This window comes from Salinispirillum sp. LH 10-3-1 (assembly GCF_030643825.1).
GTDB lineage: Bacteria > Pseudomonadota > Gammaproteobacteria > Pseudomonadales > Natronospirillaceae > Salinispirillum.
Genome location: NZ_CP101717.1, coordinates 3,389,055 through 3,402,293, shown reverse-complemented (window position 1 = coordinate 3,402,293; position 13,239 = coordinate 3,389,055). Strand labels below are relative to the sequence as shown.

Below are 13,239 nucleotides of genomic sequence, written 5' to 3'. Positions count from 1 at the left end.
GCAATTTGCCGCGCTTAAGCAGTACAGAATCATGGAGGGTCAGTATGACCACGAGAGAAAAAATAAATGCGTCACTGTCACCCAGAGGAAGCTTGGAGACTTTGTCGCAACGTGAAGTCCAGCAGTTAAAAGAAACGGGCTCTGGCAGTGTCTATGGACTCTTTCGTCAGTGTGCTCTGGCGATACTGAACACCGGCTCAGACAGCGACAACGCCAAGACCATCTTGGAAACCTATCCCGATTTTGATATCCATATCCACCAACAGGACCGCGGCATTCGTCTGGAATTGGTGAATGCGCCGGGTGATGCCTTTGTCGATGGCGAAATGATCGCCAGTACGCGGGAAATGCTCTTCAGTGCCCTGCGCGACATCGTGTTTACGCAAAGCGAGCTGGAGCACAAGCGTGTTGACTTCGACAGCTCGCAAGGCATTACCGACTATGTGTTTCACTTGCTGCGTAACGCACGTACGTTGCGTCCCGGTGTTGAGCCCAAAATGGTCGTGTGCTGGGGTGGGCATTCGATCAACCGCGAAGAATACAAATACACCAAGCGCGTGGGCCACGAATTAGGCTTACGCGGTCTCGATATCTGTACGGGCTGTGGGCCAGGAGCCATGAAGGGCCCCATGAAGGGTGCAACCATTTCGCATGCCAAGCAGCGTATCGTGGGTGGGCGTTATCTGGGTCTGACCGAGCCCGGCATCATTGCCGCTGAAGCGCCCAACCCCATCGTGAACGAACTGGTGATCTTGCCGGATATCGAAAAGCGTCTGGAAGCCTTTGTACGCGTTGGGCACGGCATCATTATTTTCCCCGGTGGTGCCGGTACAGCTGAAGAGTTGCTGTATTTCCTTGGCATCCTGATGCACCCGGACAACAAAAGCTTGCCGTTCCCACTGATTCTGACCGGGCCGGAAAGCTCAGCACCCTATTTTCAGCAATTGCATGAATTTGTCGGTGCCACACTCGGTTACGAAGCGCAGCAAAAGTACAAGATCATCATCGATGATCCCTCCATGGTGGCGCGTGAGATGGGCCAGGGTATCAATGAAGTGACGCGTTTTCGGCGTGAACATAATGACGCCTTTCACTTCAATTGGTTGCTGAAAATCGACGAGCATTTCCAGCATCCGTTTGACCCTACGCACGAGAATATGGCGAGCTTGAAATTAACGCGGCAGCAGCCGGTACACGAGTTAGCGGCGCATCTACGCCGTGCCTTCTCTGGTATCGTTGCGGGCAATGTGAAGGATCAAGGTATTCGCTTGATCGAAGAGCACGGGCCGTATGAAATCCGTGGCGACCAAGAAATCATGCAACCGTTGGATCAGTTGCTGCAAGCATTCGTGGCGCAACACCGCATGAAACTGCCCGGCGATACAGCCTATGAGCCGTGCTATCGAGTGATCGCTTAACTGTTGAATTGCTGAACACGTCTCATGTGTTGCGCGGTGGTCCCTTGGGATTCCGCCGCGCAACGGGTAGACTGTCGGCTTTATGCATCAACAGGTAGTGAGACTATGAGACCCAGTGGCCGTCAACCCAATCAACTGCGTGAAATCGTTTTAGAGCGTCATTTCACCAAACACGCAGAGGGATCTGTTCTGGTCAGTTTTGGCGATACCCGCGTGCTCTGCACCGCGTCGGTCACTGAGGGTGTTCCGCCGTTTATGCGTGGCAAAGGTGAGGGCTGGGTAACTGCGGAATACGGCATGTTGCCGCGCGCCACCAATACCCGCAACATGCGCGAAGCCGCTAAGGGCAAACAAAGCGGTCGGACCATTGAGATCAGTCGACTCATTGGCCGTGCGCTGCGCAACGCCATTGATCTGAAAGCCTTAGGTGAGAACACCATCACGTTGGACTGTGATGTATTGCAGGCCGACGGTGGTACGCGCACCGCCGCCATTACCGGTGCCTGTGTCGCCTTGGTGGACGCCTTGCGTTATTTGCAACGCAGCAAAAAAATCACCACCGACCCGCTGAAACACATGATCGCCGCCGTGTCCGTAGGGCTCTACAACGGCACCGCGGTGTTAGACCTCGACTACGCCGAAGACTCGAAAGCGGACACCGATATGAACGTCGTGATGACCAGCAAAGGCGGCTTTGTCGAAGTTCAGGGTACCGCAGAAGGAGAAGCCTTGACCCCGTCAGAATTGAACGAATTATTGGCGCTTGCCGCTGGCGGCATCGAGACGCTGATTGAAGAGCAGAAGCGCGTTCTGCGTGATGCCTAGGTTCGAGTAATTGTGAGCAAGGGTGACTGAGGCGTTTCTTTTTGTAACCTGAGTCACGTTTGTTGCGTCAATTTATTGAATCACAGCACCCTGTATGGCCCAATAGCCTCTCCCTTCGTCAGCCCCAAGAGAGGACGCCCATGCAACCCACTGAACGCTCTCGAGCCAGTTTACCCCCGTTGGCTCTTGCCATTGACGTGGTCGGTGTGATCTTTCTTATCATTGCGCTGCATGATCTCTGGCAGCCCAGCATTGAGGCATTGATGCCCCTAGCGTTTCAGTTTGCCGGCTACCCTTGGGTATTGCTGGTAGTAAGCCTGGCATTGTTGACCATCACCGCCCGCTCGGTAGTACAGTCATTTCGCGGCGTCGGGCTGGTCTTCGCTGACGATCAGAGCTGACAGATCGAAGGGTTGGTCACTGGCTGGTGCTTCTTTGGTGTTATGATACAGCCAGTAAACGCGATTACGAGAGCACCACGGTGGTGCGGAGGGCGTTTTGCCCAAACCGTGCCATGCGGTCGAAGTCCGTGTATGGAACAGGGACATAGACGTTGTCCGTAGCCGATGCTTCATCATCTTCGTCAATCTCTGGGTCATGTAGATATAAGTATCGGTCATCCGCTGCCGAAATGACCACCCAATGCGGTGCCTTTTCGCGAGTGAAGCGGTAGCTGCTGATCAGCACCAAGGGTATGGCGCCCGCCATAACGCGTTGAGCCAACGCGGCGGCATCCGGCACCTGCGTTTGAATGGGTAGCTGCACGCTTTGTAACTCTTCCAAAAAAGATTGATGCACAATTTCCAGCACCGATTTCTTTTCAAGGTTACGCACACCCTCGGTGAACAGTGGGCCGAGATTATTTACATAAAGATCAACATTGAACCCACGCCGTTGCGCCGCCAGCGCTAGGCCATGTGGACTGCAACCCCCATGGCCGGAAGTCATATAGATGGTGGTGGCTTCGCGCCATAATTGAAGCTCTAAGGCACGGTCGGTTTTCATACTGGGGCGGAGTGCTGCCATAGCCATCATCAATGACGCCGGGCCACAAGTAAAAGCCGTGGTCTGCGCGTAGAAAGGTAGGGGTGTAACAGACTGACCGTCGAAGTGATGGATACGCTTTTCAAAGCGCAACGCAGATGTATGGTCTTCATAATAGTCGTCAACCGCAGCGAATTGTCGATAGCGTAAGCCTTTGTACAAACGGATTGCCGCAGGGTTATCGGCTCGGACTTCCAAGCGCATGTGTATACAGCCACGTGCGTCAGCCGCTTGCTCGGCCATTTGCATGAGGCGTCGCCCCAACCCTATACCCTGAGCACTGGGCGAAACCGCCAGCGAATACACACGGCTAAGCGCCGTACCGCGTCGGTAGAGCACCAACACATAACCCAGCAGCTCGGTCTCTGTCGATGCGTCCGTTGCGGTGGGTTGGTGTTCAGCCAGCCACAGATCGGCGGTGTCACGCTTGATTAAACGACGGAAACTACGCCGACTCAGGCGGTCGGTAGCGAAGCATTGTTGCTCTAAGCTGTAGAGACGAGGAATGTCATCGGCAGTGGCTTGGCGGATGTGCAGTGAATCGGCGCTTAACTTCATGGTTTTTTCTGGGTTCAACGTAAAGGAATTGAGCGTTTACCGACGGGGTTTGAAAGCCTAGACTACGCTTCATTGATGCAGAAAAACAGACTGTTCCCTTAATTCTCACCGTCAAGGCTGACGCATGGCTGACTTATTGATTGTTGTTGATCGACTGAAAGACTGGAAATCCTACTACCCCACCGACAACGTGGTGAGTTTTCAGGATTATTTAACGCAACCGGAAGGCAGTCGTTTGACTGGTACACGGGTATTGAACCTGTGTCGCAAATACCAGTACCTCAGCAATGGTTACTATTGCTCGTTACTGGCCGAGGCGCGTGGACAAAAAGTGTTGCCGTCGGTACGCACTCTGAATGACTTGGGTAAAAAAGCCATCTATAGCCTGCAAATGGATGACTTAAACGCCACCTTGAAAAAGCTAAGCCAGACCGCCCCTTTGAGTGAAAGCGGCAAGGTAGAAGTAGTGTTTTTCTTTGGCCAAAGCCCAGTTGAAACTCTGGCGTCGGTAGCTCGCCAGCTGTTTGAGCAGTTTCCCTGCCCAATACTGCGAGTAACCTTTCAACAAGATACGGCCAGCACATGGCATATTCACAGTCTGAAGTCGGGTGCCTTGCATCAACTGACAGAGGCGGAGGAAGATGCCTTTGCTGCCGCTTTGGATCAATTCAGCCGAAAGGTGTGGCGTAAACCACGCTCGCGACGCAGTGCGCGCTATGATCTCGCCATGTTGGTGGACCCCAACGAAGCCATGCCGCCATCGGACAAGGTCGCATTGAAAAAATTCGTGGCCGCCGGTAAACGGTTGGGTATCGACGTTGAAATGATTGGTAAGGCTGATTTAGGCCGTTTGGCAGAGTTTGACGGTTTGTTTATTCGTGAAACCACTGGTATCGACAATCACACCTATCGCTTTGCCAAAAAGGCCGAGAGCGAAGGTATGGTGGTCATGGACGACGCTGAATCCATTCTGAAGTGCACCAACAAGGTGTATTTGGCGGATTTGCTCGCGACCAATAAAGTGCCCGCTCCGGCCACTCGTATTATCAGCCGCGACCGCCCCGAGGATCTGGCCGCCGCCGCCGAGGCGCTGGGTTACCCTTTGGTATTGAAGATCCCCGACGGCAGCTTTTCACGCGGCGTGGTTAAGGTCGCCGATGCCGAGGCGTTTCAGGCCCAAACCGAGTTGCTGTTTAAGCGTTCGTCATTGCTTTTGGCGCAAGAATTCATGTACACCGACTACGACTGGCGCATTGGCGTGCTGGATGGTAAGCCTATTTTTGCCTGCCAATACTTTATGACCAAGGGTCACTGGCAAATCTATAACCATCAGGGGGCTGGAAAAGTAGAGAGTGGTGGTTTCCGAACCATGGCGGTGCATGAGGCGCCGCAAAAAGTAGTGAAAGCAGCTGTTAAGGCGGCGAGCCTCATTGGCAACAGCCTGTACGGCGTTGACCTCAAGCAGAGTGGCGACAAGGTTGTGGTGATCGAAGTAAACGATAACCCCAATGTAGACTCCGCCGTGGAAGACAAATACCTCGGGGACGGCCTTTATACCCTCATCATGGAAGAGTTTTTGCGGCGCTTAGAGCGTAAGCGCGTGGGAGCGAAGTAATGTTGACGTTGTTCCTCACCACTTGGCTGCAGTTTTTCTTTTTATTCGCCCCGTTCTTTGTGGTGTCTATGTTTCTGGCGCTGACTAAGCGTGACAGCCCATCCGAGAAAAGGCGCATCATTCGCCGCGCCATTTTTTCTGCGGCTCTGGTTGTGGTCATCCTGTTCTTCTTTGGTACCACCTTGTTTGGTATGTTGGGCATTACTTTGGATGCATTCCGGGTCGGCGCTGGGTCGTTGTTGTTTCTATCCGCGGTAAGCTTGGTAAATAGCGGCGAGCGCAGTCATGCCACGGATTTGCCGGAAAATGCTGGGCCGCGCGACGACATCGCTGTGGTGCCCTTGGCCATTCCTACCATCATCGGCCCCGCGACCATCGGTGCTATTTTGGTTATCTCAGCCGACCTGACGACGGTATGGGATACCATCGTTGGTCTCGTGGCGGTTATGGTGGCCTTAGGGGCCTTGATGGTGCTGCTGTTGCTGGCCTCGCGCATAGAGAAAATCATGGGCAAGACCGGCTTGAACATTCTCAGTAAAATCACCGGCTTGGTGCTGGCGGCCATGGCCTCACAGATTGTTTTTACCGGGGCGCGCAATCTGTGGTTTGGACTTTAAATACGCCTTATGCCGTCAACCGTGACGGCGATGATGCAGGTTGCCCCAAAGGATAATCAAAGCACCCGTGCCAAACATGATCAGGCTGTAAATCGCCGCCGGAATCGACATGGTGCTGTTGTTCAGCAGCGTCGGTGCGGTGGCGACCGCAATGCCCAGCGTCCCGTTTTGAATGCCCACTTCCACCGTAATGGCGCGCACCTGCGACAGGTTCAGGCGTGTGACGCGCGCGCCAATATAGCCCACCGCCATGGACGCCAAGTTTAATGCCAAGGCAGCAAAACCAACCAGCAAGAAGAAGCCTACTAGGTTTTCTTTCTCACGCGCCAGTGCGCCAACAATCACCAGTGCCAGAAACACCGCCGAGACAATCTTAACGCTTTTCTGCGAGCGTTCGGCAAAGCGCGGGAAGCGGCTTTTCAAGATCATGCCGATGCCGACCGGAATCAGGGTAATAACGACGATTTGTAAAATGGTCGGAATCACGGGTAGCGCAACAAACTGGCCTTCACCGATAAAATACAGCGACGAGTAATTGATGATGAACGGCAGTGCGATGATCACTAATACACTGCTCAGCGCCGTTAACGTTATGGACAGCGCCGTATCACCTTGTGCGAGATGCGATATAAGGTTAGACGTTGGGCCACCAGGACAAGCGGCAATCAGCATCAAACCCACCGCCAATTCGGGGGGTAAGCGAAAGGCCACCGCTATGATCCACGCCAAAACTGGCAGTGCGATGATTTGCAGACACAAACCAATAAACACCGGTTTCGGTGTAATCAAAACCTGTTTGAAATGATCTGTTGTGAGTGATAAGCCCATGCCCAACATGATGACAAAAAGAGCAACGGGAAGAAAAAGAGCCGTGAATACGCTAGCTTCCATAGAAGAGGATCCTTACCGGTTATTATTGTGGTTGCGCGCAGTCCTGGATCCGTCCAGACGGCGCCTTTGGTAACCATCATAACTGAAAGTGCTGAACAAAAAATGGATGGCGTCAGCACTTTCAGTAGTTACTTGTGCAGAGGCACGTGGGATTAGCTTGGAGCCTCGCTAAACTTTGAAATGAAACACCAAGGCTTTCAGTTGCTCTGCGAGCTTCGCAAGTGACTCGCTGGCTTGGGTCGATTGTTCGACATTGGCAGCGGTTTGCTCTGATACATCACTGATGTTATGAATGCTCTTATTGATGTCCTTCGAGACAGCGGTTTGCTCCTCGGTAGCACTGGCGATCTGCTGCGCTGTCTGATCAATCATGGCAACCGCTGACGCGATGCTTTCCAATTTTTCACCGGTGTCGGTGGCGCGCGCAACGCTGGTTTCGGTGCCTTTGGTGCTCACTACCATGGCCTTCACCGCGCGATCAGAGCCTGACTGTAATTTCTCAATCATGGCCTGAATTTCCGTAGTGGAGTCCTTAGTGCGGCTGGCAAGGCTGCGCACCTCGTCAGCGACCACGGCGAAGCCTCGGCCACTTTCACCCGCCCGAGCGGCTTCGATTGCTGCGTTTAAGGCCAGCAAGTTGGTTTGCTCGGCAATGGCTTCAATGACTTGGAGAATGCTACCGATTCGGTCGCTGTCCTGTTTTACTTCGTTGATGACTTGCGTGGCATTATCTACTTCTGTTGCCAGATTTCGGATGGCGTCAATGGTGGATTGCACCACAATTCGACCAGTCTCCGCGGCATCGCTTGCACTGCGCGACGCGTCGGCGGTACTTTGTGTGTTACGCGCTACCTCTTCCAGCGTTGCTGTCATCTCATTCATTGCGGTCGCCGAACTACTGATTTCCTGCACTTGGCGCTGTATACCCGCTTCTGTCTCTTCATTTATTTGCGCTAACTCTGTTGATGATGCGGCTACTTGATCGGAGTAGCTGCCGATATCGGTCATCATCTGCCGCAAGTTCTGCTGCATGGTGCGAATGGAAGCTAGCAGGCTAGTGGTATCGCCGGCTTGAATGTGGATATCGGCGGTCAAATCACCTTCGGATACTTGATGCACAATTTTCGCTGCATAGTTAGGATCACCGCCCAGGGTGCGGGTTACTGTGCGAATTACCGCTAAGCAAATTGCCGATGCACCTGCTATGACAACGCTGGATATAACGATCAGCGTGATCAGCATTTGCCTGACTTCAGCTAGCGCTACGGACTCACGGGTTTCTACAACCAAGCCCCAGTCCAGCAGTGGCATATAGGAGGTGCTGCCTACGACAGGGGTGTTGGCAGCGTTGATGTATCGACCGACAAAGTTGGTTTCCGCCTGGATTGCTTCTGCTGCGCGGGTGGTAAGAGGGCGAGAACGGTCGCTGATGGAGTTGGCGGGTGTGATTGCCAGACCTGTACCGTCGAGCAAATAGATCTCCGTTCCTTGATCACGAGAAAGCTCGGCAACACGATCCACTAGGGTGTCTACCTGTACTGCACCGCGCATAACCGCAATGATTTGGCCGTCGCGACGAATCGGTATGGCCACGGTGCTGACCGTTGCGCCGGTGGCGCGTGATACTACCGGTTGTGAAAAAGTATCCTGCCCTGATATGGCCGAGCGGAACCAGGCACGATCGGCCACGTTAAACGCGTTGGCTTCGCTGGTGGGCATGATGCGCGCCCGACCATTTTCAAAACTGACACCAGCTTGTCCTACTCCATTGGGTCCAACCACGAAAATAGTATCGTAAAACCCTCCTTGTTCCGCGAGGGTTGCCATTAATGAAGCAATACTAGGTAAGTCTAAGTTAACGGCATACTGTACGGTGGCGAGATAGCGCATTTCATCTTGGCGTGCGATTAGCCACTCGGTGAATGACTGACTATTGGTCTCGCTTCGAGCCTCGATTTCCGCCATAGAGGCGTTAACTTGTGCGCGTTGATACTGGACAAAAACCAAGCTGGTGAGTAAGACGATCGATGCGAGAATGAGTGTGACCATCATCAGCGTCAGTCGGACGCCAAAGCTGAGCGAACGCCAGGCGTGAACAGCGGGATTAGACATTGCAAGGTTCTCCAAATGTGATTCCGAAAGGCAAGATGAGCCTTTATTCGAGATGCATCAGGTATAGGTCACAAAATGGGGGATCGCAAGGAAGGCATTGACAAATTATTTACTGAAAAAACGGCTATTGTAAAACTCTGGCGAGCAGGAAACTGGAGATTAAAATAGCGATAAAAGGAATGGCAGCCCTTATAGAGTCTGCCATTCCCTGTGTTCTGGCTCATTGTTTAGGCTGCCTTGCACAGCCCAGTCTCACTTAATGGGCAAATTACCGGCGAAGTGACAGGCCACTTCATGACCGGCTTGCATCGCTGCCGTTGTTTCGAGCTTCGGCTCTTCCTGTCGGCACTGCTCTTGCGCATAAGGGCAGCGCGTATGGAAGCGGCACCCTTGCGGCGGATTAATTGGCGAGGGGACTTCGCCTTTGAGCAAAATGCGTTGTGTCTTGGCCTTCGGGTTCATCGTCGGAATGGACGATAACAGTGCCTGTGTATAAGGGTGCTGCGGCTGCTCAAACAAGGATTTCTTGTCGGCAATTTCGACAATCTTGCCCAAGTACATAACGATGATGCGATCAGAGATGTGTCGAACCACCCCAAGATCGTGCGAAATAAAGATGTAGGTAAGCTTAAAGTCCCGTTGCAACTGTTTGAGCAGATTGATGACCTGCGCTTGGATGGACACATCCAACGCCGATACCGCTTCATCACAGATGATCAGTTTAGGGTTAACCGCTAAAGCGCGGGCAATACCGATGCGCTGACGTTGACCGCCACTGAACTCGTGCGGGTAACGATCGATTTGATACGCCGCCAAACCCACCGTTTCTAACAAGTCGATGGCGCGCTGACGGCGTTGGCTTTTGGGCACAATATTCTGAATCGCCAGTGCTTCCATCAATACATCGGCCACGGTTTGGCGTGGGTTGATCGATGCATAAGGGTCTTGAAAGATGACCTGCAGATCTTTCCGCGTCTTGCGCAGCTGCGTACGAGACAGCGTCAGAATATTTTTGTCGTCAAAAAGCACGTCGCCGGCGGTGGGTTCTTCCAGGCGCAAGATAGAGCGCCCGGTGGTCGATTTTCCACAACCTGACTCGCCAACGATGCTGACGGTTTCGCCTTCAAAAACATCGAAACTGACGTCGTCAACGGCCTTCACGTGATTAATGGTACGGCCAAAGAAACCGCCTTTGATTGCAAAGTACTGCTTTAAATTTCTTACCCGCAGCAGAGGTTGTAATGCTGTCATCTTAAGCCTGCTCCGCAGTTTCTTGCCATTGATCGGTGAATTTCCAGCAACGCACTTGCGTCTTGTCTGCATGATCCTGCAGCGGTGGCGACTGCTGCTCACACAGGGGCCGGGCATCCGGGCAGCGAGGTGCAAAGGCACAACCGGTAGGCAATTCCGTCGGGTTTGGTACTGACCCTTTGATCGCAATCAGCTCGGCTTTATCTTCGTCATGCCGAGGCAAGGAATTAAACAATCCGATGGTATAGGGGTGCTTGGGTTCACTGAATAGGGTTTCCACATCGGTGTATTCAACCACCTTGCCGCAATACATCACGGCCACGTAATCACAGGTTTCCGCCACCACACCCAGATTGTGCGTAATCATGATGACCGACATATTCAGCTCGGTCTGCAGGCTTCGAATCAGGTCCAGAATCTGGGCCTGAATCGTCACATCCAATGCCGTGGTGGGTTCGTCTGCAATCAACAAGCGAGGGTTACAGGCCAGCGCCATGGCAATCATCACGCGTTGACGCATACCGCCTGACAACTCAAAAGGATATTGATGCACACGTTTTTCCGGGGATGGGATACCGACCTGACGCAGAATGTCGACGGACTTTTTCAGCGCCTCGGATTTGCGCATCTTCTGGTGCGTTTGAAACACCTCGGCAATTTGGTCCCCGACGGTGAACACCGGGTTCAGAGACGTCATGGGTTCCTGAAAGATCATGGAGATCTTATTGCCCCGGATACTTCTGAAGGCTTTGTCGGACAGTTGCAGAATGTCCTCACCGTCCATCAGTATTTCGCCCGCGACAATTTTTCCGGGCTCTTGAACCAAACGCAGTATTGACAACGACATCACGCTTTTGCCGGAACCAGACTCACCTACGATACCAAGGGATTTACCTTCCGGGACGATTAAGCTCAGATCGTTCACAGCCTTCACCTGACCCGCGTCTGTCTGGAATGCCGTGGTCAGATTCTTAATTTCGAGCAAGGGTTTTTGCTTTTCCATCAGTTAAAGTCCACCCTTTTGTTGAAGTAGCGGTATGACACATCGACCAAGAAATTCACCAGCACAAACAGCAGAGCAAAGATCAGTACGACACCCTGAACCACCGGGAAGTCACGCGCCCCGATGGAGAAAATAACCAGTCTGCCCATGCCGTTGATTGAAAACACGGTTTCGGTCAGAACGGTGCCCGACAACAACACGCCGAGCTCTAAGCCGACTACTGTAATGACCGGAATCATGGCATTCTTCAACGCGTGCTTATAGATCACCAGGCGTTCAGACAGTCCCTTGGCGCGTGCCGTGCGAATGTAATCCTGATTGATTACCTCCAGCATACTGGAACGAGTTACACGAGCGATGATTGCCGCCCCCCCTGTACCCAGAGTAATGACCGGCAAAATGGTTTGCTGCCATGTACCCCAGCCGGAAGGCGGTAACAACGAGAGCTCAATAGAGAAGTATTGAATAAGCATCAAGCCGAGCCAAAAGTTCGGCATCGATAAACCGAACAGCGCCACCACCATGATCATCGTGTCGGCTAAACCGTAGCGGCGTACGGCGGAAAACACCCCGGCGATCAGGCCAATGAAGACACTCAGCAAGGTGCTGTATATAGCCAGCTTCACGGTAATCCAAAAGCGCGGTTTGATTTCGTCCAACACATCTCGATTGCTGCGTATCGACTGACCCATATCACCTTGCAGTAGGTTCTTCACGTAACGACCGTACTGCACATAGATGGGGTCGTTTAACCCCAAGCGTTCGCGCATACGTTCAACCTGTGCGGGCTGAGCCGCTTCACCAGCAATGATTTGTGCTGGGTCGCCGGGAATGAGGTGCATTAATGAGAACACCAAGACGGTGACACCAATCACCACCGGAATAGTCTGCAGTAACCTGCGTACAATAAATTGGAACACGACTTTGATTCCTTATTTCTTGGTTTTGGGGTCTAACGCGTCTCGAAGACCGTCACCAAATAAATTGAAGGCCAGTACGACAATCGCAATCGCTAGGCCGGGAAAGAACGCCACATGAGGGTGATCGAACATATAGTTGCGGCCATCACTGAGCATACGCCCCCACTCTGGTGAAGGGGGTTGTGCCCCTAAGCCTAAGAACGACAGGCTGCTGGCCACCAAAATAGCGATCGCGATGCGTAAAGTAGACTGTACAATGATGGGCGATAGGATATTGGGTAAGACGTGTTTAACGATGATTCGAAGGTCGCTGGCCCCCAAGGCTCTTACCGCATCGATATACTCCAGTTTGCGGATGGTCAGGGTTGACCCCCTGACCACGCGGGCAAAGGTCGGAATCGAAAAGACCGCCACCGCTATGATGACGTTCGAGATGCTGCCACCCAATACACTGACCAAGGCAATGGCCAAGAGAATGCCCGGAAACGCCAGCAGAACATCGATGACGCGCATGATCACCGAGTCAATGGCGCCACCGTAGAAGCCCGACACGATGCCCAGTGGCACACCGATCAGGGCGCCAACCAGCACCGAAGAGAAGCCCACAAACAGCGTGATACGCATGCCATGAATCAGGCGTGTGAAGATGTCACGACCGTTGTGATCGGTTCCTAACCAGAATTCGGCCGAAGGCGGTAAGAGCCGCGTAGAGAAGTTGACCCGAACCGGATCATGGACGGTGAAATAAGGCCCAAATATCGCCACGAGAATCAAAAAAAGGAGCAAATAGCCCCCCCATAAAGCCACCTTATTTTTTTTAAGCCGCCGGTAGACTAACCGCCAGTTAGACGGAGATGTAGCCGCTTTACCGGCTTCTAGGCCATTTTTTGTTGCAACTTGAAACACTATGCGCCATCCTCTTTTTAGCTTTTAACGCTAGAGACACGATCGAAGTTTGTTATAAGAAAAACTAGTTGTACGTCGG

12 protein-coding genes are annotated in these 13,239 nt (G+C 52.8%); 5 read left to right on the top strand and 7 right to left on the bottom strand.

The features are described from left to right. The first annotated feature begins 44 nt into the window (after window positions 1–44). The 3 genes from ppnN (at window position 45) to NFC81_RS15635 (ending at window position 2,644) form a co-directional block, all read left to right on the top strand. Window positions 45–1,418, top strand: a complete 1,374-nt coding sequence (gene ppnN / locus NFC81_RS15645) for a nucleotide 5'-monophosphate nucleosidase PpnN (protein WP_304995414.1) — start codon at window positions 45–47, stop codon at window positions 1,416–1,418. Between the two features lie 105 nt (window positions 1,419–1,523). After that, window positions 1,524–2,243, top strand: a complete 720-nt coding sequence (gene rph / locus NFC81_RS15640; RefSeq protein WP_304995413.1) for a ribonuclease PH — start codon at window positions 1,524–1,526, stop codon at window positions 2,241–2,243. A 140-nt stretch (window positions 2,244–2,383) separates the two neighbouring features. Beyond that, window positions 2,384–2,644, top strand: a complete 261-nt coding sequence (locus tag NFC81_RS15635) for a hypothetical protein (RefSeq protein WP_304995412.1) — start codon at window positions 2,384–2,386, stop codon at window positions 2,642–2,644. Between the two features lie 64 nt (window positions 2,645–2,708). On the opposite strand, the gene NFC81_RS15630 is transcribed toward NFC81_RS15635, so the two are convergent. Next, complete coding sequence (locus NFC81_RS15630; RefSeq protein ID WP_304995411.1) at window positions 2,709–3,845, bottom strand: GNAT family N-acetyltransferase/peptidase C39 family protein; 1,137 nt, start codon at window positions 3,843–3,845, stop codon at window positions 2,709–2,711. A 124-nt stretch (window positions 3,846–3,969) separates the two neighbouring features. Here NFC81_RS15630 and NFC81_RS15625 point away from each other — a divergent pair, with 124 nt between their 5' ends. Further along, window positions 3,970–5,460, top strand: a complete 1,491-nt coding sequence (locus tag NFC81_RS15625; protein ID WP_304995410.1) for a RimK family protein — start codon at window positions 3,970–3,972, stop codon at window positions 5,458–5,460. Next, window positions 5,460–6,077 (top strand): MarC family protein, encoded by a 618-nt coding sequence (locus NFC81_RS15620; RefSeq protein WP_370529878.1) that lies wholly within the window; start codon window positions 5,460–5,462, stop codon window positions 6,075–6,077. Before NFC81_RS15625 ends, NFC81_RS15620 begins: the two co-directional genes overlap by 1 nt. Before the next feature lie 15 nt (window positions 6,078–6,092). Here NFC81_RS15620 and NFC81_RS15615 read toward each other — a convergent pair whose 3' ends face one another. The 6 genes from NFC81_RS15615 to nikC form a co-directional block, all read right to left on the bottom strand. Continuing rightward, window positions 6,093–6,968, bottom strand: a complete 876-nt coding sequence (locus NFC81_RS15615; RefSeq protein ID WP_304995409.1) for a bile acid:sodium symporter family protein — start codon at window positions 6,966–6,968, stop codon at window positions 6,093–6,095. Window positions 6,969–7,136: 168 nt separating this feature from the next. Next, window positions 7,137–9,080, bottom strand: a complete 1,944-nt coding sequence (locus tag NFC81_RS15610) for a methyl-accepting chemotaxis protein (RefSeq protein ID WP_304995408.1) — start codon at window positions 9,078–9,080, stop codon at window positions 7,137–7,139. A 252-nt stretch (window positions 9,081–9,332) separates the two neighbouring features. Then, the gene (locus tag NFC81_RS15605; protein ID WP_304995407.1) at window positions 9,333–10,331 is read right to left on the bottom strand and encodes a dipeptide ABC transporter ATP-binding protein; all 999 of its coding nucleotides are present in this window, start codon (window positions 10,329–10,331) and stop codon (window positions 9,333–9,335) included. 1 nt (window position 10,332) lies between these two features. Beyond that, the gene (locus NFC81_RS15600) at window positions 10,333–11,334 is read right to left on the bottom strand and encodes an ABC transporter ATP-binding protein (RefSeq protein ID WP_304995406.1); all 1,002 of its coding nucleotides are present in this window, start codon (window positions 11,332–11,334) and stop codon (window positions 10,333–10,335) included. Then, window positions 11,334–12,254, bottom strand: a complete 921-nt coding sequence (locus NFC81_RS15595; RefSeq protein ID WP_304995405.1) for an ABC transporter permease — start codon at window positions 12,252–12,254, stop codon at window positions 11,334–11,336. The genes NFC81_RS15600 and NFC81_RS15595 overlap by 1 nt, the downstream gene beginning before the upstream one ends. 12 nt (window positions 12,255–12,266) lie before the next feature. Continuing rightward, window positions 12,267–13,160: a nickel transporter permease gene (nikC, locus tag NFC81_RS15590; RefSeq protein WP_304995404.1), complete on the bottom strand. Its 894-nt coding sequence runs from the start codon at window positions 13,158–13,160 to the stop codon at window positions 12,267–12,269. Window positions 13,161–13,239: the final 79 nt, after the last annotated feature.